At 59.9% G+C, this 22,331-nt stretch carries 21 protein-coding genes; 8 read left to right on the top strand and 13 right to left on the bottom strand.

Annotated features, from left to right (window positions below; genetic code table 11):
• Entirely contained in the window at window positions 1-903 is a 903-nt protein-coding gene (locus ACM6IO_RS10715; protein WP_414911435.1) for a LysR family transcriptional regulator, read from the bottom strand.
• 143 nt (window positions 904-1,046) lie between these two features.
• Here ACM6IO_RS10715 and ACM6IO_RS10710 point away from each other — a divergent pair, with 143 nt between their 5' ends.
• The 6 genes from ACM6IO_RS10710 (at window position 1,047) to ACM6IO_RS10685 (ending at window position 8,133) form a co-directional block, all read left to right on the top strand.
• Window positions 1,047-2,348 (top strand): NAD(P)/FAD-dependent oxidoreductase, encoded by a 1,302-nt coding sequence (locus tag ACM6IO_RS10710; RefSeq protein ID WP_414911434.1) that lies wholly within the window; start codon window positions 1,047-1,049, stop codon window positions 2,346-2,348.
• A 51-nt stretch (window positions 2,349-2,399) separates the two neighbouring features.
• The gene (locus ACM6IO_RS10705; protein WP_223414147.1) at window positions 2,400-3,488 is read left to right on the top strand and encodes a polyamine ABC transporter substrate-binding protein; all 1,089 of its coding nucleotides are present in this window, start codon (window positions 2,400-2,402) and stop codon (window positions 3,486-3,488) included.
• 315 nt (window positions 3,489-3,803) lie between these two features.
• On the top strand, window positions 3,804-4,775 hold the full coding sequence (locus ACM6IO_RS10700; protein ID WP_008032440.1) for a Bug family tripartite tricarboxylate transporter substrate binding protein: 972 nt from the start codon (window positions 3,804-3,806) through the stop codon (window positions 4,773-4,775).
• Window positions 4,772-5,266, top strand: coding sequence for a tripartite tricarboxylate transporter TctB family protein (locus ACM6IO_RS10695; protein ID WP_008032439.1), 495 nt, complete (start codon window positions 4,772-4,774; stop codon window positions 5,264-5,266). Before ACM6IO_RS10700 ends, ACM6IO_RS10695 begins: the two co-directional genes overlap by 4 nt.
• Before the next feature lie 24 nt (window positions 5,267-5,290).
• Complete coding sequence (locus ACM6IO_RS10690) at window positions 5,291-6,799, top strand: tripartite tricarboxylate transporter permease (protein ID WP_008032438.1); 1,509 nt, start codon at window positions 5,291-5,293, stop codon at window positions 6,797-6,799.
• A gap of 335 nt (window positions 6,800-7,134) precedes the next feature.
• Window positions 7,135-8,133, top strand: a complete 999-nt coding sequence (locus ACM6IO_RS10685; RefSeq protein ID WP_008032437.1) for a bile acid:sodium symporter family protein — start codon at window positions 7,135-7,137, stop codon at window positions 8,131-8,133.
• 19 nt (window positions 8,134-8,152) lie between these two features.
• Here the strand turns inward: ACM6IO_RS10685 and ACM6IO_RS10680 are convergent, their stop codons facing one another.
• Both ACM6IO_RS10680 and ACM6IO_RS10675 read right to left on the bottom strand, forming a co-directional pair.
• Complete coding sequence (locus ACM6IO_RS10680; protein WP_414911455.1) at window positions 8,153-9,718, bottom strand: aldehyde dehydrogenase (NADP(+)); 1,566 nt, start codon at window positions 9,716-9,718, stop codon at window positions 8,153-8,155.
• 6 nt (window positions 9,719-9,724) lie between these two features.
• The gene (locus ACM6IO_RS10675; protein WP_414911433.1) at window positions 9,725-10,354 is read right to left on the bottom strand and encodes an isochorismatase family cysteine hydrolase; all 630 of its coding nucleotides are present in this window, start codon (window positions 10,352-10,354) and stop codon (window positions 9,725-9,727) included.
• A 100-nt stretch (window positions 10,355-10,454) separates the two neighbouring features.
• Between ACM6IO_RS10675 and ACM6IO_RS10670 the strand changes: the two genes are divergently transcribed.
• Window positions 10,455-10,961: a winged helix-turn-helix transcriptional regulator gene (locus ACM6IO_RS10670; protein ID WP_008042728.1), complete on the top strand. Its 507-nt coding sequence runs from the start codon at window positions 10,455-10,457 to the stop codon at window positions 10,959-10,961.
• A 47-nt stretch (window positions 10,962-11,008) separates the two neighbouring features.
• On the opposite strand, the gene ACM6IO_RS10665 is transcribed toward ACM6IO_RS10670, so the two are convergent.
• From ACM6IO_RS10665 to ACM6IO_RS10640, 6 genes are all read right to left on the bottom strand, one after another.
• Window positions 11,009-12,178 carry a M20 aminoacylase family protein gene (locus tag ACM6IO_RS10665; protein WP_223414152.1) on the bottom strand — a complete coding sequence of 390 codons (1,170 nt, stop codon included), beginning with the start codon at window positions 12,176-12,178 and terminating at the stop codon, window positions 11,009-11,011.
• A gap of 25 nt (window positions 12,179-12,203) precedes the next feature.
• Window positions 12,204-13,436 carry a diaminopropionate ammonia-lyase gene (locus ACM6IO_RS10660; RefSeq protein ID WP_414911432.1) on the bottom strand — a complete coding sequence of 411 codons (1,233 nt, stop codon included), beginning with the start codon at window positions 13,434-13,436 and terminating at the stop codon, window positions 12,204-12,206.
• A gap of 59 nt (window positions 13,437-13,495) precedes the next feature.
• Complete coding sequence (locus ACM6IO_RS10655) at window positions 13,496-14,272, bottom strand: amino acid ABC transporter ATP-binding protein (RefSeq protein WP_008032422.1); 777 nt, start codon at window positions 14,270-14,272, stop codon at window positions 13,496-13,498.
• Window positions 14,265-14,930: an amino acid ABC transporter permease gene (locus ACM6IO_RS10650; RefSeq protein WP_223556766.1), complete on the bottom strand. Its 666-nt coding sequence runs from the start codon at window positions 14,928-14,930 to the stop codon at window positions 14,265-14,267. Before ACM6IO_RS10650 ends, ACM6IO_RS10655 begins: the two co-directional genes overlap by 8 nt.
• A gap of 8 nt (window positions 14,931-14,938) precedes the next feature.
• Window positions 14,939-15,580 carry an amino acid ABC transporter permease gene (locus tag ACM6IO_RS10645; RefSeq protein WP_207286397.1) on the bottom strand — a complete coding sequence of 214 codons (642 nt, stop codon included), beginning with the start codon at window positions 15,578-15,580 and terminating at the stop codon, window positions 14,939-14,941.
• 115 nt (window positions 15,581-15,695) lie between these two features.
• Window positions 15,696-16,673: a transporter substrate-binding domain-containing protein gene (locus ACM6IO_RS10640; protein ID WP_259331713.1), complete on the bottom strand. Its 978-nt coding sequence runs from the start codon at window positions 16,671-16,673 to the stop codon at window positions 15,696-15,698.
• A gap of 261 nt (window positions 16,674-16,934) precedes the next feature.
• Here ACM6IO_RS10640 and ACM6IO_RS10635 point away from each other — a divergent pair, with 261 nt between their 5' ends.
• Window positions 16,935-17,399 carry an Lrp/AsnC family transcriptional regulator gene (locus ACM6IO_RS10635; protein ID WP_008032416.1) on the top strand — a complete coding sequence of 155 codons (465 nt, stop codon included), beginning with the start codon at window positions 16,935-16,937 and terminating at the stop codon, window positions 17,397-17,399.
• A 63-nt stretch (window positions 17,400-17,462) separates the two neighbouring features.
• Here the strand turns inward: ACM6IO_RS10635 and ACM6IO_RS10630 are convergent, their stop codons facing one another.
• The 4 genes from ACM6IO_RS10630 to ACM6IO_RS10615 all read right to left on the bottom strand — a co-directional run bounded on the left by ACM6IO_RS10630 (window position 17,463) and on the right by ACM6IO_RS10615 (window position 22,316).
• A complete protein-coding gene (locus tag ACM6IO_RS10630) occupies window positions 17,463-19,898 on the bottom strand; it encodes a TonB-dependent siderophore receptor (RefSeq protein WP_414911431.1) in 2,436 nt (811 codons plus the stop codon).
• Between the two features lie 92 nt (window positions 19,899-19,990).
• The gene (locus ACM6IO_RS10625; protein ID WP_223449457.1) at window positions 19,991-20,968 is read right to left on the bottom strand and encodes a FecR domain-containing protein; all 978 of its coding nucleotides are present in this window, start codon (window positions 20,966-20,968) and stop codon (window positions 19,991-19,993) included.
• Window positions 20,965-21,471: a sigma-70 family RNA polymerase sigma factor gene (locus ACM6IO_RS10620; RefSeq protein WP_008032410.1), complete on the bottom strand. Its 507-nt coding sequence runs from the start codon at window positions 21,469-21,471 to the stop codon at window positions 20,965-20,967. The genes ACM6IO_RS10625 and ACM6IO_RS10620 overlap by 4 nt, the downstream gene beginning before the upstream one ends.
• Window positions 21,472-21,641: 170 nt before the next feature.
• Complete coding sequence (locus ACM6IO_RS10615; protein WP_414911430.1) at window positions 21,642-22,316, bottom strand: helix-turn-helix transcriptional regulator; 675 nt, start codon at window positions 22,314-22,316, stop codon at window positions 21,642-21,644.
• Between the last annotated feature and the right edge of the window lie 15 nt (window positions 22,317-22,331).

Here is a 22,331-nt window from a genome sequence, read left to right as displayed (position 1 = left end):
CTAACGCTGAAGGTCTTCCCTTTCGGCCTGCTGCGCAAACCATTGCAGAACCATCGCGCAAGCCGGATGAGCAACGGCTGAAGGTTGCAGATTCAACGCGTAAATACCGCGTGTTGCCAACGGCCGGCCAAACGGGATAACCAGCACCCCTCGCTCTATCGACTCTCCTGCCAGCGTCATATCCGTCATCGCCACACCCAATCCTCTCGCCGCCGCATCCAGCGCCAGTTCATCGAGGTTGAAGGGGATGTGCCGGTAATCATCCAGCGATTTACCGCCATTGGCCGACAACCACTGAGCCCAATCATTGCGGTCCGCCGAACGATGCAACAACGGGAAACTCACCAGGTCCTCCACCGCCGCCAATGGCCGCGTCGAGGTGCCCAGCCCGGGCGCGCACACCGGCACCAACGCTTCCTTGAACAGGGTCAGGCTATCGGGATCAGCAGACGGCTCGGGCAGATAGAGAATGTACGCATCACTGTCGATGGCCGGCTCCACCACTTCTGTCGCCACGGTCTCGATCGACAGCGAAACCTGCGGATGACTTCGATAAAACTCGCTCAACTTCGGCAGCAACCAGCGAACCGCCAGCGACACATGCATGCGAATGCGGAAGGGCCGTTCCTGTGGCGAGAGGCGGTCCTCCAGGGTTTTCAGTTGCGCCAGGATATTTCGTGCGGTGCCCAACACCTGTTCGCCTTCCGGTGTCAGTCGCACATGGCGGCTGTTCCTCGCAAACATCGGCACGCCGAAGTGGCTTTCCAACAGTTGAATCTTTCGGCTCACCGCACTTTGGGTCAGGCACAGCCTGGCGGCCGCTTGGGTGAAGCTGCCCGAGTCGGAGACTTCCACCAGCGCCTGCAAGGCCTGGAGCGAAGGAACGTGGCGAATTTTATCCATGCGTTTTCTGAATGGCTCGATGATTTTATAACGTTGGTTGTATCACTACAGGCCTTATAGATTCTAGCTCTGGCGAGCGTTTTCCGGAAACGTCCATGCGATTACAGCATGTGCTCGCAGAATGACAGTCAATGAGGTGAGGCATGACCAATGAATGTGGCTGGATTGCGCAGGCGGGAAGTTCAGCCGCTCGCGGTCCTCTCAAAGGCACGGTAAAAGCCGACTGGCTGATTATCGGTGCCGGTATCACCGGGCTGAGTGCCGCGCACTCGCTCGCGCAATTGCACCCTCAGGCGCGGATCGTGATCGTCGACCGGCAACGCGCGGCGCAGGGCGCTTCGGCGCGCAACTCAGGCTTCGTCGTAGGTCACGAACACCCGACCAGGGACGAATTGATCGGCAACCACGGGTTCGCCGGCTATGAGGTGGACTCCGCGATTTCACGGGCTGCCAGCGACGAAGTGCGCCAACGCATCGCCCGTCACGGTATCGAATGCGACTTCAGGGATTGCGGTTACTTCTTCGCGGTCAGCGACCCAGGCAAGTTGACCGATGTCGAGGGCAAACTGGCGACGCTACGCGCCGTCGGCGCCTCTGCTGAATTTCTGCAAGGTGAACAGCTGAGCGAAAAACTCGGCACCCGGCACTACCAGGCCGCGATCTGGTGCGGTCAGGGCAACGCGCTGCTGCAACCGGCGAAATACGTGAAGGGCTTGCTGGATGCACTGCCGGACAACGTGACCGTGTTCGAGAACACCGACATCACTGGCCTGGAGCGTCTGGGCAAAGGGCGAATTCGCGCCAATGGCATCGCTGGCAGCATCGAGGCGACGCAAGTCATGGTATGCCTGAACGCGTTCATTCCCCGGTCGGGCATAGAGGACAGCGGAACCTTCCCGATGGAACTCAGCGCCAGCCTTACCCGGCCGCTCAGCGATGAAGAGTTCCAGTCCATCGGCGCCGTCGAGCCGTGGGGCGTGCTCTCCACCCGGCCGCTCGGCGCCACGGTGCGCCTGACCCCGGACCGTCGCGTGATGATCCGCAACACTGCGGAGTACCGCTCCCGTGACCTGACCGACAGTGAACTGCTGCATCGGCGCAAACACCATGTGCTCGGCTTGCAACGGCGTTTTCCGTTTTTGGGCGAGCAGGACATCCAGTACACCTGGACCGGACATTTGAGCGCCTCGCGCACCGGGCAACCCTATTTCGGCAAGGTCGAAGAGGGTGTGTTTGCGGTGGCCGGCTGCAATGGTTCGGGTGTCGCGCGCGGCACGCTGTGGGGGCGATTGCTCGCCGAAATGGCCTCGGGCACCAGCTCGCCGATCCTCGAATCGGTCATGCGCAGGGCGCAACCGGGCTGGCTGCCGCCAAAGCCCTTGCTCGATATCGGTGCCATGCTTCGCATGCGCGTGGAGGCGGTCAGGGCCAGAACAGAAATATAGAAACCCCGGCGATCAAAAAACAACAAAAGCTCATCAATAAGGTGATTGAACATGCGCGCGAACACAATTCCCCTGATGGTTGTACTGACCACGTTATCGGCCGCCACGTACGCCGACGAAGTCGTCAATATTTCCAACTGGAACGGCTACATCGCCGACGACACCCTGACCAGCTTCACCCAGGCAACCGGGATCAAGGCGACTTACGACATCCACGACAGCAACGAAGTGCTGGAATCGAAGTTGATGACCGGCAACACCGGCTACGACGTGGTCAGCCCTTCGAACCATTTCCTGTCGCGCCTGATCAAGGCCGGGGCCATTCAGAAACTCGATCGGAGCCAGTTGCCGAACTGGAAAAACCTGGATCCGGCGTTGATGAAAAAGCTCGAGGTCAATGACCCGGGCAACCAGTACGGCTATCCGTACATGTGGGGCACGGCGGGGATCGGTTACAACGTCGAGAAGATCAAGGCGATCTTCGGCAACACCGATGTCACCCATTCCTGGAAGCTGTTTTTTGAAGAAGAAAACATCAAGAAACTCAGCCAGTGCGGCGTGGCGATCATCGATAACCCGACGCAAATCCTGCCAATCACCCTGAATTACCTGGGCCTGCCGCCCCATAGCCACGAACCGGCGGACTACAAGAAAGCCGAGCAGGCGCTGCTGAAAATCAGGCCGTACGTGCAGTACTTCCATGCCTCCAAGTACATCAGTGACCTGGCGAACGGCAATGTCTGCGCGGTGATCGGCTTCAACGGCGACATCGTTCAGGCGGCCGCCAGCGCCAAGGAAGCCAACAACGGCATCGACATCGCCTATTCGATTCCTGACGAAGGCTCGACCCTGTGGTTCGACATGGTGGTCATGCCCAAAAGCGCGCCGCACGAGAAAAACGGCTACGCCTACATGAACTACCTGCTGACACCGCAAGTCATTGCCAACATCAGCAACAGCATCCACTACGCCAACCCCAACCTCGCTGCGGATCAGTATGTGACCCCGGCCGTGAAGCAGGACCTGGCGATCTACCCGCCGAAGAGCGTGCTGGACAAGCTGTTTACCGTCGAGGAACTGCCGGCGGCGATTGCGCGGCTGAGCACGCGTCTGTGGACCAAGTTGAAAACCAATACCTGAGGTTGATTGCCCCTTCCTTGACTGTGCGAATCAGGGAAGGGGCAGTGTCAGCGGGTCAATCCCGGTCAATGGCGCTCAAAAGTCATCCAGCAATCCTGCAACTGCTCCCACCGCGACGGCCACCATTTTGAGTCCGTGCAACGCGCCGCGCATCCATGCAGGCGTCCTCCTGAAATGAACTGATTCACTGTTGTATGCCGCCATTCCAACCATGGCCTACGCTTATCCCGAGATGGCTGTTCAACGATCCGGATTTATGTCCGGACCGACGTTCAGCCGGCGCCCCATAAAAACAAAAGTCCCGGGAGAAAACGCATGTTCGCATCGTTACGTCGATCCACCCTTTGCCTCGCGGTTGTCGTCACTGCCGCTGTGCTCACAACGCCTGCCTTTGCGCTGGAAACCGTCAAGTTCATGGCCCCAGGTTCGGTGGGGGGCGGTTATGACCAGACCGCTCGCGTGCTGGGCAAAGCCTTGATTGAAGCCAACGTGGCCAAATCCGTCACCTTCGAAAACAAGGGCGGCGCGGGGGGCACGCTGGGGCTGGCGCAGTTTGCCAACAGCACCAAGGGCGATCCGGATGCGCTGCTTGTGATGGGCGCGATCATGGTTGCTGGCATTGAGCAGAACAACCCACAGATCACCTTGAAGGATGTGACGCCGATTGCCCGGTTGTTCACTGAGTACAACGTAATTGCGGTGCGCAAGGAATCCGAATTCAAAACCCTGGACGACTTGCTGAAAGCCTTCAAGGAAAAACCGACCAGCATTGCCTGGGGCGGGGGTTCCAAGGGCTCGATCGATCACATCGGCATTGCTGAACTGGCCGCGAAAATGGGCGTCCCGGTCAACAAGGTCAATTACGTCGCTTTCGCCGGCGGAGGTGAAGTGGTTGCCCAGGCCTTGGGCGGGCAGATCAAAGTCATCACCGGCGGTTATGCCGAACTTGGCCAATACATCAGGAGCGATCAGTTCCGTGTACTCGCCATCGGCGCACCGGAGCGCGTTGCAGGCATCGACGCCCCGACGCTTAAAGAAAGCGGGTATGACGTGATCATCGGCAACTGGCGTGGTGTTTACGGTGCCGCGGGCCTCACGCCCGAGCAGCGCAAGGAAGTCACCGACGCCGTGGTGGCGGCCGCCAACAGCAAAGTCTGGAAAGACAACATCGAAACCAACAAATGGTCGCCCAACATCCTCACCGGTGACGAGTTCGGCAAATTCGTCGATGCGGAGCACGTGCGGCTGCGGGCAATGCTGGTGGAAGTGGGGCTGGTCAAGCCATGAGTCAATCGCGTGCAATCGTGCCGGTGCAACTGGCGATTGGCGTCGGTGTGCTCGCCATTAGCGCCATGCTGGGCTACGGCGCCTTTCTGTTTCCCGAGGAGATGGGGTTCGTCATCCTGGGCGCGTACGTCTATCCCTACGCCGTGGCGGTATTCCTCGCGGGCGTGGGGGTGGTTCTGTGCTTTCAAGCCGTCACCGGCGGTTTTCGCGAACTGGCCGATCACGATGACGAATCCGCCAAAGTGGTGCCTGGCGGCAAAGCGGGGGTGGCCTGGGTGACGGGGGGGCTGCTAGGCGTTGCCGTGCTTATCAATCTCATTGGCTTTGTCCTGTCGGCCGCGTTGTTGTTCGCCTGTTCGGCGCGGGGTTTCGGCAGTCGTCATCCGCTGCGCGATCTCGCCATCGGCATTGCCCTGACGCTCCCGATTTACTGGCTGTTCAATGCAGGGCTGGGGGTTTCCCTTCCGCCGCTTGTCAACGCCTGGATCTGATTCAGGCCGCAGGAGATCAACAGGGTGGATATTCTCGCAAGCCTGGCAATGGGGTTTTCCTCGGCTCTGACGCCGATCAATCTGATGTGGGGGTTCATTGGTTGTCTGCTCGGCACCGCCATCGGCGTCTTGCCGGGCATCGGGCCGGCGCTGACCGTGGCGCTGTTGCTGCCCATTACCGCGAAGGTCGATCCCACCGGCGCGCTGATCATGTTCGCCGGCATCTACTACGGCGCTCAGTTCGGCGGTTCCACAACCTCTATTTTGCTCAATACCCCAGGGGAATCGTCTTCCATGGTCACGGCCCTGGAAGGCAACCTCATGGCCCGCAATGGCCGAGCGGGGCCGGCCTTGGCCACGGCGGCCATCGGGTCCTTTGTGGCGGGCACTGTCGCCACGGTTCTGCTGACCTTGTTTGCGCCCATTGTGGCGAAACTGGCACTGAAGTTCGGGCCTGCGGAGTATTTCGCGATTCTGGTGCTGTCGTTCACGACGGTGTCTGCGGTGCTCGGGGCGTCGATGTTGCGCGGCTTTGCATCCCTGGGGATTGGCTTGACCATCGGTTTGATCGGGCTGGACTCGACCTCGGGTATCGCTCGTTACACCTTGGGCGTCCCGGAGCTGGTTGATGGCATCGAAGTCGTGCTGGTCGCGGTCGGGCTGTTTGCGGTGGGCGAGGCGTTGTACAGCCTGCTGTATCAGAAAGAAGAGGCTTCCGGTCGACACCGCATGTCCTCGTTGTGGATGACGCGCGCCGACTGGAAGCGCTCGGTTCCGGCCTGGCTGCGAGGGACGCTGATCGGTTTTCCCTTCGGTTCGATTCCGGCCGGTGGTGCGGAGATCCCGACGTTCCTGTCCTATTCGACCGAGCGCAAACTCAGCAAGTATCCGAAAGAATTTGCCGCCAACAAAGGCGAAGGCGCCATCGAGGGCGTCGCCGGCCCTGAAGCGGCGAACAACGCAAGCGCCACCGGTTCGTTGGTGCCGTTGCTGACGCTTGGTATCCCGACTTCCGCCACGGCAGCCATCCTGTTGGCGGCGTTCCAGAACTACAACCTGCAACCGGGGCCGCTGCTGTTTGAAACCTCGGGTGCACTGGTCTGGACCCTGGTGGCCTCGCTGTACATCGGCAACGTCATCCTGCTGGTGCTGAACCTGCCGTTGGTGGGCCTCTGGGTCAAACTCCTGCAAATCCCCCGGCCTTATCTGAATGCCGGGATCCTGGTGTTCGCCACCATCGGCGTGTATGGCATGCGTCACTCATCTTTCGACCTGTTGCTGATGCTGGCGATCGGGTGGGGCGGGGTGTTGATGCGGCGGTTCGACTTCCCCGTCGCGCCGGTGATCGTGGGCATGCTGCTGGGACCGATGGCGGAGAAACAACTGCGTAACGCGTTGTCGATCAGCGAGGGCGACTGGACGGTGTTTCTGACACAGCCGATTTCCGCCGCGTTTCTGGCGTTGACGTTACTGGTGCTGGTGGTGCCGCATTTGCTGCATGCCAGGGGCATCAAGTTGCATGAGGATGATTGAGCCTGTGCGGTGGCGACCTGATTCTGCGGATGTACTCGTTCCCCTGTAGGAGCCGGCTTGCTGCGGGCGGCGTTCCGACGATAGCGGTGGGTCAGTCAACTATTTATTGACTGGACGGACGCCTTCGCCAGCAAGCCGGCTCCTACAGTTGATTTGTGTCATGGTCGAGTACCGCGTCCGCATGAAGTTGCCGACCCCCGGTGTTTTTGCTGATGAATACATTCGCATCAACGTTATGTCCGTTAGGCGACATCTACTGGCTTGTTAGCGTTAGTCGGTAATCGGCAGGCGCGTTAGAGTCGACCCACGCCCCTCGCCACCACCGGATAATACCGATGACTCGCCCCCGTTTTTTACCCGACAACTTCACCCTGACCCTGATCGGCGTTGTGATTCTCGCCAGTTTGCTGCCCGCCAGCGGTCAGGTCGCGGTCGGTTTTGGCTGGCTGACCAACATCGCCATTGCCCTGCTGTTTTTCCTGCACGGCGCCAAACTGTCGCGTGAATCGATCATCGCCGGGGCTGGCCACTGGCGCCTGCATTTGCTGGTGTTCAGCCTGACGTTTGTCCTGTTCCCCTTGCTTGGGCTGGCGCTCAAACCCTTGCTGTCGCCGATGATCGGCGCCGACCTGTACATGGGCATGCTTTACCTTTGTGCGTTGCCCGCTACGGTGCAGTCAGCGATTGCGTTCACGTCCCTGGCGCGTGGAAATATCCCAGCGGCGATTTGCAGTGCGGCGGCCTCCAGCCTGTTCGGGATTTTCCTCACGCCGTTGCTGGTGACCTTACTGCTGAATGTGCACGGCGAAGGCGGCTCGACGCTCGATGCAATTCTGAAGATCAGCGTGCAACTGCTGCTGCCGTTCATTGCCGGGCAGATCGCTCGACGCTGGATCGGCGCCTGGGTTGCGCGCAACAAGAGCTGGCTGAAATTCGTCGATCAGGGCTCAATCCTGTTGGTGGTTTACGGCGCGTTCAGCGAGGCGGTGATCGAAGGGATCTGGCATCAGATACCGCTCTGGGAACTGGCCGGACTGGTGGTCGCTTGCTGCATTTTGCTGGCGTTGGTCTTGCTGGCGTCCACCGTGCTGGGCAAGGCGTTCGGCTTCAATCAGGAAGACCGCATCACCATCCTGTTCTGTGGTTCGAAGAAGAGCCTGGCCACCGGCGTGCCGATGGCCCAGGTCCTGTTCGCCGGCAGCACCATGGGTGTGTTGATCCTGCCGTTGATGCTGTTCCACCAGATTCAACTGATGGTCTGCGCCGTGTTGGCGCAGCGCTATGCCAATCGCAAGGAAACCATCCCTGAACTCATGGCTCAGGTTGATCCTTGATCTCCGGTCTGGCTGACAACTATTGCCCGTCGACGAGGCGAGGCAGCCCCAACGGGTTGAAATCACGCAATACCTCAGGCAACAGCGCGTCCGGAAAACTCTGGTAAGCCACCGGCCGCAGGAAGCGTTCGATCGACGTCATGCCCACCGAGGTGAAGCGACTGTCCGAGGTCGCCGGAAACGGTCCGCCGTGAACAGTGGCGTGCGTCACCTCCTGCGGATGGGCGAAGGCGTTGACGACGATGCGCCCGGTTCTGCGCTCCAGCACCGGCAACAGGCGCCGGGCCAGTGGCAAGTCAGTTGTTTCGAGGTGCAGGGCGGCGCTGAGTTGGCCTTTGAGCGAGCGGGCAATGGAGAGCAGTTCAGCCTCGTCCTCGACGGTCACCAGCAGCGCCGATGGGCCGAAGACTTCCTGCGACAGGGTGGCTTCCTTGAGGAAACGTTGGCCGGTGACCTCCAGCAACGCCGATTGGCCGTCAACGTCGGCGCTGGCGGCCGTGCCTTCGGCGATGCGCTGCGCACCGGCGTTTTCCATCGCGGTGAGACCGTTCAGGTATGACGCATGGATCCCCGGCGTCAGCATCGTTCGGGCTGCGGCCTCGCTGACGCGCTGCACCATCGCGGCGCGCAGCGTTTCAAGGCCGGGGCCTTTGATCGCGATCAGCAGCGCGGGTCTGAGGCAGGCTTGCCCGACATTGACCAGCATGCGCTCGATAAAGCCATCGCCGATCTGCGCGCCGCGCTCGGCCAGGGCAGCGGGCAGGATGAACGTGGGGTTGATGCTGGTCATTTCGGTAAACACCGGGATCGGATCGGGCCGCAGTTGCGCACGCCGATACAGCGCCATGCCGCCTTGCTCCGAACCGGTAAACGTCACGGCTTTAATCAAAGGATGATCGACCAGCGCTTCGCCGATGGTGTTGCCGCTGCCGCGTACCATCGAGAAAACCCCCTCATGCAACCCGTGCTCCTGCACGGCCTTTTGGATGGCCCGCGCCTGGATTTCCGAAGCACCCGGATGGGCGTTGTGTGCTTTGAGGATGACGGTCGCGCCGGCGGCCAATGCCGAAGCGGTGTCGCCACCGGCCACGGAATAGGCAATCGGAAAGTTGCTCGCACCGAAAATGGCCACCGGGCCGATGGCGATTTTCTGCAGGCGATGGTCCATGCGCGGGCGAGGCTGACGATCAGGTTGTGCCGGATCGATGGCCAGTTGCAGGAAGCGGCCTTTGCGCACGACCTCCGCGAACTGACGGAACTGGACGGCGGCTCTGCTCGCTTCGCCCTCAAGCTGAGCTTCCGGCAGGCCCGTTTCGAGCGCGGCCCGTGCCGCCAGCTCCTTGCGGGTGGCCTCAAGATTGTCGGCAATGCTCTCGAGAAACGCCGCGCGCCGTGCGAGCGACGTATGGCTGTAACTGTCGAACGCTTCGTCGGCGAGCGTTGCTGCCTGGTGGACTTGCGCGACGCCGCCGAGGGCAAAATCCGGTTCGATCAACGTGTTGGTCGCAGGGTTGAGCGCTTTCATCGTTCCTTCGGTGGCCGCGACATCGTGGGTCCCGATGATCAGGTTTCCTGTCAGTTTCATCATCGGTTATTCCTTCCCTGCGAGGGCGGCGACGAGTTCGTCCGTGGTCACAATCGAATGGGCAAACGTGGGGCCATTCAGCTCGTGGGCGGCGTGCATCATTTCCGGGCGGAAGGCGGCGGTCGCATCGCGCACCAGGGTGACGTGGTAACCCATTTCCGATGCATAACGAGCGGTCGCTTCGATGCAGGTGTTGGCCAGCAGACCGACGATGATCACGTGGGTGATGCCTTTTTGCTTGAGGCGAAAATCCAGGTCGGTGTTGGCGAAACCGCTCGAACCCCAATGCTCCTGCACGACGATGTCACCGTCCTTCGGCGCAAAATCCGGATGCCATTCGCCGCCCCATTCCCCGCGAGCAAAGTGGTGCATGTGCATGATCTTGCACTGGGTCGGCGTTGGATGGTCCCAGCCCTCGTAGTCACCGTGTTCCCAGCGATGGTGCGGTACGATGACGACCGGAATGTCGAGGGCGCGAACCGTGCGGTCTAGCGTGCGCAGGTTGTCGAGCAGGCCGACTTGCTCGGCGATCGGCTTGATCAGGGGAAAGACCTTGCCGCCTTCCGAGAGGAAATCGTTGTACGGATCGACCAGCAGATAGGCGGTCCTGTTGAGCGGATAAAGGGCGTTCGACATGACGATGTTCTCCACAAAAGTTGAGTGACCGGTGCCGGGGACTTGCCTGGGCATCTTGTTGATATGATAATCATAGTTACAGAGAAAGAGGCAAGCCCGTATGTCGACCAACATTGCTGCTCCCGACACTCTATGCCCGATTGCGCGGGCCGAGACAGTCGTGGGCGACCGCTGGACCGTGCTGGTCCTGCGTGAGTTGTTCATGGGAAGTCATCGATATGACGAGATCCAGGCGCAGACCGGCGGCACCCCGCAAATGGTCGCTACACGCCTGAAAAACCTGGAAGCCGACGGCCTGGTAGAACGCCGCCTCTATAACGAACGGCCACCGCGCTACGAGTACCACCTCACCGCGAAAGGGCAGGCCTTCTACTCGGTGGTGTTGGCACTGCGCGCCTGGGGGGAAACCTGGTGCAAGTCGCCGGAAGAAGGGTTGGCGGTGGTGTACACCCACAAAACCTGTGGCGAGCCCGCCGGGTTAGGGCCGCTGTGCGCCCATTGCGGTGAGCTGTTGCGCCGTGAAGAACTGATCAGTGAGCAGAGCGCGGCGTACCGCGCAGAGAGGCAAGCGCGGCGTGAGGCGTTCAAGGGCAGTCGAAGCGCGTAGCCACCCGACAGAAAAAGCAGCACGTTGTCGTGCTGCTCTGTGGCGGGTTATCCCGCAGCGAGTGCTGTACGGGCAACTTCGGCGAAATAGTGCGCCCCCGTGGCCAGCACATTGTCGTTGAAGTCATACCTGGCATTGTGAAGCGGAGTCCCCCCTTCATCCGCTGTGTCACCGTTGCCGATAAACACGAAATTGCCGGGTACGACCTGCAGGAACGCGCCGAAATCCTCTGAAATCATCATCGGCTGGATGTCCGCATTCACCCGGTCCTGGCCAACAATTCGGGTCGCCGCCGCGACAGCGATGGGGGTGCACTTTTCCCAGTTCACGGTGGGTGCGAATTCATGGGTGTATTCGAACTCGCACGATGCGCCGTGGAGCCTGCAAATGCCTTCGCAGATTTCTCGCATGCGCCTTTCCAGCATGGCCTGGACCTCGGGTGCGTAGCTGCGCGTGTCGCCCTTGATGACGACGTGGGTTGGAATCGCATTGCGGATGCCATCGGTGATGAACTCTGTGCAGGAAATCACGGCCGGAACGCTCGGGTCGAGGTTGCGGGAAATCACCGTTTGCAGGGCCAGCACCACCTCGGAAGCGATGACGATCGGGTCAACCCCCATGTGCGGTCGTGCCGCGTGCGTGCCTTGGCCCTTGATCCGGATAACGAAGTTGTCCTCACTGGCCATGATCCCTCCAGAGCGCGTCGCGATTGTGCCGGCAGGCAGCCCCGGCATGTTGTGAGCGCCGTAGATCGCATCCACCGGGAAACGATCGAACAGGCCATCAGCAATCATCGCTTTGGCGCCACAGCCGTGTTCTTCGGCGGGCTGGAAAATGAAGCGTACCGTCCCGTTGAAATCACGAGTTGTGGTCAGTAGCCTGGCGGCGCCGAGGATCATGGACATGTGGCCGTCATGACCGCAGGCATGCATTTTCCCTGCGGTTACCGAGGCGTGATGCCGCCCCGGAGCATCTTCGTGAATGTGCAGTGCATCCATGTCGGCCCGAAGCCCCACCACCGCCGGACTGTCTCCGACCTTCAAACTGGCGACCAGGCCGGTGCCGCCAATGCCCCGATGCACCTCAAGGCCCATCGACGCGAGCGCATCAGCCACGTAGTCGGACGTGTGGATTTCCTCGAAACCGACTTCTGGGTGTTGATGGAGGTGGTGACGCCAGCTGACCAGCTGCGCGTGAAACTCGTGGTCGTCGATCACTGCATGGGCTCCTGCGTTCTGTTGATCACACATTTTTTTGTAGCTGCCATTGGTGCTGACGGGCAGTGACCGCTTCCGCGGATTCACCCACCAGACGCTCGTAGACCGACGGGGCCGTCGCACCTTCGGTACTGATGATGAGCACTCGGGAGTCTCGGTCGATGCCGACTGTTCTGGCTGTTGCCGGATCGCGTAGCAGGATTTGAAGCGCTGCCAGACCGGCCACCGCCGACTCACCGGCCACCACAGGAATGTCGGTTGGACTGCCGTGAGCCAGCTGCTGCATGGCAGACACGGCGTCGTCGTCGCTGATGGTCATAAAGAAATCTACGCACGGTTCGAGGAATCGCCAGGCGAGGGGAGAGGTTTCGCCGCAGGCGAGGCCCGCCATGACCGAGTCCACCGAGCCTGTTGCTTTGGCGGGCAGGCCCTGAATCGCACTTTGGTACAGGCAATCCGCTTGCCGGGGTTCGACCATGACGAAGACGGGACGCTGTTCCTGGTAAATTTCCCAGAGGTAACTGCTGATGCCCGCTGCCATTCCTCCCACCCCCCCTTGCAGGAATACGTGGGTGAAAGGGCAGGTCGCTTGGGCTTGGCCCGTGGTTTGCTCGATCAACTCGGCGGCGATGGTGCCGTAGCCTTGCATCACGTCGCGAGGGACGATCTCGTAGCCCTCATACGAGGTGTCCGACACGACCGGCCAACCGTTTTGTTCTGCCACGGCAGCGGTATGTTCCACCGACTCGTCGTAGTTACCTTCAACCCGGATGATGCGGGCGCCGTACGCGGCAATGGCCGCCTCGCGCTCCGTACTCACGTTGGCATGCAAAACGATGACGCATTGGCAGCCGACACTTTGTGCCGCAGCCGCCAGGGCTCGCCCGTGATTGCCGTCAGTGGCACTGATGACCGTGAAATCATGCAGGCGCTGCCGATATTGACCGGTGATGAGCCCTTTGGGGTCGAAGGATTCATGGGGCATCAGCCGCAGAATCAGCCGGATCAACGCGATCGGTGCGCCGAGTGCCTTGAAGCTGCCCAGGGGTGAACGTGTCGATTCGTCCTTGACCCAGAACCCGGCCACGCCGAGTTCTTCAGCCATGCCCGGAAGTTCCCACAGCGGTGTCGCCTTTTGGTTCAGGTGTTCCCAACTCGATAGCCAGTCTCGTGACTCATGGGCCGCGTCGACACTCATGATGTCCTGAAGGTGTTTTGGGTAGGTGCTGCGAGAGGCGCGTGGGTTAGCGAAAAACATAGCGGTTCCTTGTAACGCTGGAGAAAAGGCGTGCGCGTTTTGGCGAGTTCCAGGGGCAGTCATGCCGTGGTCGTTCTGTAGCGCCCTAAAAACTGCCGAACGCGTTCACTGTCTGAGTTGGTAAAGAATTTTTCCGGTGCCGCTCTTTCAATGATCTGTCCTTTTTCAATGAACACGACCTCGTTGGAGACGGCGCGGGCAAATTCCATTTCATGGGTCACGATGACCATCGTGAAACCGTCCTCGGCCAGTGAGCGCATCACCGCCAGGACTTCCCCGACCAGTTCTGGATCGAGCGCAGACGTTGGCTCATCGAACAAGATGACTTGCGGGTTCATCGCCAAGGCTCGCGCAATGGCAACCCGCTGTCGTTGGCCTCCTGACAGCGACCAGGGATAAGCATCATGCTTGTGTGACAGGCCCACTTTCTCCAGCAGCGCAACCGCCTGATCATTGGCCTCTTTGCGACTGACACCCATGACATGAATGGGCGCCTCGGTGACATTCTGAAGCACCGTCAGATGGGGCCAGAGATTGAAGCTCTGGAACACCATGGCGGTTCTTGCGCGCATCGCCGCCAGTTCGCGATTGGACATGGCTTTGCCACCGCCACTTTTAACGCCCATGCGATCACCGCCGATGTAGATTTCACCGGTATCAGGCACTTCCAGCCAGTTGATGCAACGCAACATGGTGGATTTGCCTGAGCCGGAAGAGCCCAGAATGCTGACAGTCTGTCCTCGCTCGACCTTGAGGTTGATGCCGCGAAGCACCTCAATGCCGGCGAAGTGTTTATGCAGGTCGCGGATTTCAACGACCGGGGCGGACTTATTCATGGACCAATCCTCTTTTCTGCGCTCGGCGACCCAGGCGACGAAGTAATGCCTCAACCAACAGGGTGATGGACCAATACAGTGCGATCACGAATATGAAGGGCGGCAGCGGAACAAAATATTTGGCTTGTACAGCAGAGGCCGCAGCCGTCAGATCCATCAAAGTGATGATCGACAGGAAGGCGGTGTCCTTCAGCAGGCAGACCAATTGGTTGCCAAAGAGCGGCCCGGAACGCATCACCATTTGCGGGAGGAGAATCCTCCAGTACATGTTTGAGTTGACGAAGCCGTGGGCATAGGCCGCTTCCGCCTGGCCTGCGGGCAGCGCGGTTCTCGCCGCCCGCAGGATCTCGGCGAAATAGGCACCGTGATACGTAATCAGGGCAATGAAACCCGCCGACCATACATCCAGGCTGATACCCAGGTTGGGAAGCCCGTAGTAAAGGAGGTACAGGAAGATCAGGAAGGGCAGCATTCGCATCAGGTCTAGCGCCCCGCGAACAAGCCGTCGAAACAGGTTGTCCTGTCCTTCCAGCAGGAAAGCGATAACGCAGGCCAACATAAATGAGCAGGCCGACGACACGCCAAAGAGTATGAGTGTGTTCTGCAGCCCGGCCGCGAACACGTCCAGGTTGTCCCACAGCATTTTAATTCCGTTCATGGGAGCCCCTACATGGCCAGGCGCTTGGCGCGCGAGTCTGCAATTCTCTGGAAGCGGACAAGTCCACCGATGATCACGATGTAAAGCAGGCCCGCCGCGAGGATGGGAGGAAGCGGATCGTAAGTGACGGCAGCGATCCGATTCGTCACGCGCGTCAGGTCCACAATGCCGATCATGGCGATCGCGGGACTGCTTTTGACCAACAGGGACATTTCATTCACAAGCCCGGGAAGGCTGGTGGTCAACATCTGCGGGAGCATGATGCGGCGAAGTGTCAGCCCCGTGGTCATGCCGGCGGCTTTTGCCGCTTCCAGTTGTTCGCGCGAGAAACTGGTCAGGGCGCTGCGCCAGATCTCGGCGTTGAACGCCGTGGTGTTGAGGGTCATGGCGGCAATGGCCACCACCCGGGCGTCAACTTCCCAGCCGATGGAGGGCGCAATCACAAACAGAAACAGCACCAGCGTGACCATCGGTGTCGCTCTGATCAAACTGACATAGACCGCGAGGGCCTGGCTCAAGACCGGGATTTTTGCCGCCCGCAACATGGCAACGACAAGCCCCAGAATGATGCCGAGCACGATAGAAATGCCGGACACCCAAATGGTCGTCCAGGCCGCGTACACAAGCGTGATCCAGTCACTGCTTTGCATTGAAAACATCCTTCGAACAAGTCTTTTGGCCGTCGGCTACCTGCCGGGTCAAAAGAACGATCCACTGACCTGACCATCGCTGACACTTCTTGCGCCAACGATGGAGGCTCTCAGGTTATTTCGCGGTCAGTTGAGTGAACTGTGGCGCAGAAGTAATCGGTTCGCGGGGCAGGTCATCGAACGATTGTCCGAGCCATTTTTTCTGTAGTTCGGCGAGCTTGCCGGTGTCACGCAAGTGGTTCACAAAACCACTCAGGTAATCGAGGAGCTCCTTGTTGCCCTTGGCCACTGGCCAGGCGATGTAGCCCATGCTTGAAGTGGCCTCGCCAACGGCGAACACCTGTGGACGTTCCTTCACCAGCATGTTGGCGGGCACGATCGAGTTCACAACGTAGTCGAGCCGGTGATTCGCCAGGTCGGCATACGCCTCCGGATAGGATTGGTACTGCACGATCTTGCCAATGGAACCGCCGGAGGCTTTGAGCTTTGCATCCAGCTGCGTCAATCGGGCCAGTTGCGCACCACCGGCCTGCACGCCGACGATCAACCCGGAAAGGTCCGAGACGCTTTTGATGCGGTCATCGTTTGCGCGCTTGATGTAATGCGAGACCTCAGGGGCGACCGGTGCCACGAAGTCAAAGGCGCCCAGGCGTTCCTCCGTAACACCGGCGCCGGTGATGGCGGCGTCGTACTTCCCTGAGGTGATACCCGCCAGCAGGCCGGTCCAGGGCATGATGTCCTGATTCACTTTGAATTGAGCGTACTTGCGCAGCTCCGCGATAACGTCCTTATGGAAACCTTCGGACTCACCGTCCTTTATAAATTCGAAAGGGTAATAACTGTCTTCGGTTGCAACGTTAAGTGTGCCGCGAGTGTTTATCTCTGCCAGGCTGGCTGCACTCGCTGCGCCGGTAATACCGAGGCTGAAGATAATACTGGCTGCGCCAACGATAAGAAAACGACCGGCCTTTGAAATGATACGGCGGTCAACTCGACTTTCTTGAGCACTGTTCATCGTGAAACTCCCATCGGTTAAGTGGTGGGGCAGTACCAAACTAAAAGCTGCGATTGGGGGTGAGATGGCGTTAGTCATGCATTCTCCGTTTTTATTGTTTTCGGCGGGTGGGAGCGCAGCCCTTGCCTGACAAGCAGGTGGGATAAAACGATGCTAATGCTCAGGGGGCGCACGATTGCTCGAAAATCGCGGCGTCAAACGCACCATCGTTGCGTTTTCAGCATTTTGTTGCGCGATGGTCAGGCTTGGTGCGTTGGAACAAGGGCTTGTGCGCAACGAATGAGCATCCAGGTGCCTTTTCTGCTGTAATGGCTGGGCCCCAGGTGAAGGAGTTCCCCTATGCAGCTAGATGCCTATGACCGCAAAATTCTCAACTTCCTTCAGGAAAACAACCGGATTTCCCAGCGGGAACTGGCTGAGGGCGTGAACCTGTCTCCCTCGGCAGTCAATAGAAGAATCGCCGCCCTCGAAGCGGCGGGAGTGATCAGGTATAACGTGAGTATTGTCGACCCGGCAGCGGTCGGCCGACCGATTACCGTTATCGTCGAAGTTAAACTAGAGAATGAAAGACTTGATTTGCTGGATGAGATCAAGCGGCGCTTTGTGAGTTGTCCGCAAGTTCAGCAGGTTTATTATGTGACGGGGGATTTTGACTTTTTGCTGGTGTTGAATGTGCGTGACATGAGTGAGTACGAACAATTAACCAGAGAGTTGTTTTTCTTCGGAAACATCAAGCAGTTCAAGACGTTTGTCGCGATGCAGAATAATAAAAGAACGTTTGCGATACCTTTGGAAATTGAATGACCCTGAAACGGCCCTCCCTGCGACAGCAGCCGGAAGGAGGGCGTTGATGATCGATCGGCGGTGTTAGAACTCCGGCGTGTATTTCACGCTGAACATCACGTTGCGTGGTTCACCGTAGTTGTTGTTGCCATTGATCTGGTTGTAGGCCGCCGTGTAGTAAGTCTTGTCGAACAGGTTGTTGGCGTTCATCGCCAGCTCGATCTCCGAGGAGAGCTGGTAGCCGACACGGGCATTCCAGACGGTGTAACCCGGTACGTTGACGACGTGGTCGTAACCCAGCGTATGGCTTTGGGTCGTGAAGCCCAGGCCGGTACTCACACGGCTCCAGTCGCCACTGAACTGGTAGTTGCCCCAGACGCGCAGCATGTGTTTCGGCGTCCACCAGCTGAAGACTTTGCCTTCGTTGTCCGGGTCCTTGAGGTACTTGGTGGTGTTGTAGGTATAACCGGCAAACAGTTGCAGACCGTCCAGTACTTCGCCGCTGATTTCGGCGTCGAGACCCTGGCTGCGTACTTTGCCGGATGCCTTCGAGCAGTACCAACCGTCGCAGTTTTGCCCTCCGTCCATATCGAGCGTGGCGCGGTTTTCCTGGTCGTAACGGAACATCGCCAGGGACGTATTGACCCGACCCTCCATCAGCTCACCCTTGAGACCCAACTCGTAGTTCGTACCGATGATCGGTTTGATTACCGAGCCGCTTGTACTGCGTTCGGTTTGCGGCGTGAACACGTCGGTGTAGCTGGCATAGACCGCCCATTCGCGGCTCAAGTCATAGACGATACCGGCGAAGGGGGTGACTTCACCGTTTTCGTTGCTGGTGCTTTCAGGATCGGCGGTAATGCTGGTCGCGTCCTGGCGCCACGATTTATAGCTGTAGTCGTACCAACTGACCCGTGAGCCGAGCACCAGGGTCAGCGGATCAATCGGCTTGACCCGCCAGCTGCCGTAGAGGCCTTTTTGGCGGATGTCATACTTGCTCGGTGTCCCACGGCCACCGGGGCTATTGAGCAAACCGTCGTAGCTGATTTCGGGACGGTTGTGATCAATGTCGAAGATGGTGTCGGCACTGTTATTGAAGGTTCGGGCGAATTTGTCGTCTGACGTGTATTTGGAATAGTTGCCGCCCACCATGATTTCCTGCTGCATGGACAAGGCTTCGAATTTGCCGTTGAGGTTCATGTCCAGAGCAACTTTGGTGGAGTCCATGTCCGTCACGAAGTCAGCGTACTGCACGCCGCTGCCATCGGCATTGATGCCGTTGCCACTGGATTGCACCCGTTGGTTTTTCGCTTTATTGGTTTCAGTCATGCGCACGGCGCCGACCTTGAAGGCCCAATCGTCGTTGAAACGGTGTTCCAGGTCGGTGTAAAGCGTGGTGACATCGATGTCCGAATGGTTCCACTTGGCCCCGGTGTACGTGCTGCGCGGCAGGTCGATGGGCTTACCGCCGGCGTAGCGGGGGAAGCCGCGGACATTCGAGCGCGATTCGCCGTCGGACTGGCTGACTGCCAGGCCCAGGGTGGTGTCTTCACGCAGGTCGAAGTCCAGCGCGCCGTACAGCGAGGTGGTCTTGTACCATTCGGAATCGACGAACGAGTGGCTGTCGTCCTGGTCGGCAATGAAGCGCCCGCGCACGGTGCCGGCCTGGTTCAGCGGCCCGCCGGCGTCCAGTTGCAGACCGTAGTGATCCCATGAGCCGGCCTTGCCGGTGAGGGTCACTATCGGTGCGGCCTGGCCGCGTTTGCGCACCAGGTTGACCGCGCCGCCAGGGCTGCCGGTGCCTTGCAGCAGGCCGGACGCGCCACGCAGCACTTCCATGCGATCGAAGAAGATCAGGTCCTGCGTGGCCCAGTTGCCCAGCGAGTAATAGTTGCGCGGAATCGGCACGCCGTCGTACTGCCAGTCATCGATCTGGAAACCACGCGAGCTCAGGATCAGGCCTCTGCCGACGCCTTGGGCGCCGACCAGGCCGGTGGTCTTGTTGGCCGCGTCCTTGAGATCGACGATATCCTGATCGTCCATTTGCTTGCGGGTCATCACCGTGACCGACTGCGGGATTTCCTTGAGGGTGTGGGTGCCCTTGCCGATGGTCACCGCCCGCGCAGCGTAGGAGCCTGAGCCTTCGGTGGTGGCGTCGGTGCTGCGTTCGACGATGTTGGTCACGCCCAACTGCAACGCCGCGCTGTTGTCCGGGGCTGGCTCGACGCTGAAGTTACCTTGCCCGGTCACTCGCAATTGCAGGCCGCTGCCCGACAACGCCTTTTGCATCGCCTGTTCCGCAGGCATCTGGCCGACCACTGCCGGGGCTTGTTTGCCCTGCACCAGCGAAGGCTCCAATGAAACGATATGACCGCTCTGGCTGGCGATGGCATTCAGCGTGCTGGCGAGTGGGCCGGCCGGCAGGTTGAACATCAGGTCTTGCGCCTGCGACAGGGCAGGGCTCGCCAGGGTTGCCAGGGCGACAGCGGCGGAAAGGGCATGGGGCCACGGGTTGAACACAGCGTTCTCCTGAAAATGTGGAAGTGTCAGGAGATAGGTGGGACGAGAAATGAAAACCGGACACGAATGAGAGTTATTTTCAAAAAAATTTATCAGCGCGACTCTTTTGCACGTATCAGCGTCAACCATGGGCTGTAGCGATCCACGCGAATCGGCAGGGTTTCCGCCAGGGCCGTGAACACCCGATCCGGATCGTTCAACGGGAATACGCCCTGGACGCGCAAGCCGCGAACCTCGGGAGCGACGCGGACAAAACCCCGGCTGTACGGGCGTAGCGCATCGACGACGTGTTCCAGGGGATCGTCCAGCACGTTCAATCGCCCGCTGAGCCAATCGGCGCGATGACGCTGATCGCCGGCCACCGGTGCAATGTTCCCTGCATACAACAAGGCCGATTGACCTTCCTGCAGGTCGAGTGTCGTGCCGTCGAACAGACGGGCTTCGATGGAGTGTTGCAGCACCACAACGCGAGTCGCATCTTGTTCCTGAGCCACCAGGAAACGGGTGCCCAGTGCCCGTATTTCACCTTGAGCGGTGCGCACCCGCAGCGGACGCTGGGGGTCGGCCGCCACCTGAATCACCAGCTCGCCGTGGCGCAGAATCACCAGCCTTTGCTTGTCATCGAAGCGCAGGTCCACCGCGCTGTTCGCATTCAGACTCAGGCGGCTGCCGTCGGCCAGCGTGAAATCCTGACGCTGGCCACGGCCGGTGTGCAGATCCGCCAGCAGCGAGTCACCCAGCGGGCTGCGGATGCCGAGCCACGCGCCGCCGCCCAGCAGGCCCAGGCCCGCGATCACGCGGAGCGCATCGCGGCGTGAACCATGAGGCTGCAACAGCAGTTGCCGAGCTTCGTTGGCTTGACCGGGCAGGCGCCGATCCAGGGCACGAATCGTGTTGAAGGAACCGCCAAGACGTTCCTGCAAGGTGGCCCAGGCCCGGGCGTGTGCGGGGTCCATCGCCAGCCATGCGTTGAACCGTTCTTGCAGTGCGGCATCGGGTTTGCCGGCACGAAGGCTTACCATCCAGTCGATGGCCTGCTCGCTGACCGGGTCAAGGCGCGGCGTGCTCATGGCGTCAACTCGCTCAGGTAGCACTGACGCAATGCCTGTTTCATGTAGCGGCTGACCGTGCGTTCCGAAAGCCCCATTTTGTGAGCAATCGCCACGTAGCTCAGACCGTCCAGCTGGCTGTAGAGGAACGTGGCTTTGACGACCAGTGGCAAGCCGTCGAGCGCCCGGTCGATCGCGACCAGGGCTTCGATCAGTTGCAACTGTTCTTCAGGGGAGGGGGCGAACGATTCAGGCAGTGTGGACAGGCGTTCGAGGTAGGCCAGTTCCAGCTTGCGCCGGCGATGACGGTCAAAGATCAGTCGTCGGGCAATGGTCGACAGGTACGCGCGAGGTTGTTCGATGCTGTCGGGGTCTACCCGGGCCACCAGCATCTGGCAAAACGTATCGGCGGCGGTGTCCTCAGCGTCCGCGTGATTGCGCAGGCGCCGCTGGATATGCTGCAGCAGCCAGCGATGATGGTCGCTGAAAAAGAAGCCCAGCTTGCTGGTAGGAGGAACTTGCACCGGTTGGCTTTCCAGATGTTAGTGTGAATCGTTCTCAATACTACCTTTGAGAGGATCGCCACTGCAATCTCTGACTTCGCTGGATGCCATCCGGCCAACGCTGCCTCGACCTGGATAGGGGAGGCGGCGAGGTGTACGCGTCTTACGATCTGGGCGATGTCGAAGACGACTCAATCATCAACCGGATCTGTTTGCTCAGAAGGCCGCAAGTTATCAGGCCCGGTGGTCGTTTCTGCGCTTGGTCGAAGCTTGAACCGGCAGACGTTACCGCCGCGCACCATGCATTCCGTGTGATCGACTTCTGCGCCGCCCAGCGTGCCGATCAAGGCCAGGTCCAGTTCACAGACCACCGGATGGGCCTCTGCGAGTCGGTGAAAAACGCAGTTGTGCGCGACGATTTCCGGGTCACCGCTGGAGCGAAAGAACACCTCCGACTGGTATCCCGCCTGGTTCATGTGTTGCACGATCCTGGCTTCGTCGACCACCTGCGATTCACGATCCAGCGCCAGTTTTCGACCCATGCTGCGCATCAGCGTGGCCAGCGCTTCGGGACCGATGATGCCGGCCACTTCATCGATCAGCACACTCGCCAGCATTTGATACTGGCGAGGAAACTGCTCCTTGGCATGGTCGGTGAGCCGGTACAGTTGCTCTGGACGCCGGCCCGTCGGCCGGGTTTCGCCCCGCAACACCAGGCCGTCACGCTCAAGCGCCGCCAGATGCTGGCGAATCGCAGTGCGCGTGACGGCCAGTTGTTCGGCCAACTCGTCAATGCTCATGCCGCTCGCATGGTGCAGCAGCGCATTGAGCAGGTCTTGCTGTGTCCGGCCCAGTCCTTCCAGCATGGTGTGTCCTCGCCC

Source organism: Pseudomonas sp. IT-P44 (genome assembly GCF_949768225.1).
In the GTDB taxonomy this organism is placed as follows: domain Bacteria; phylum Pseudomonadota; class Gammaproteobacteria; order Pseudomonadales; family Pseudomonadaceae; genus Aquipseudomonas; species Aquipseudomonas migulae.
The sequence above is the reverse complement of the archived record's forward strand: the minus strand, read 5'-3'. Positions and strand labels throughout refer to the sequence as shown.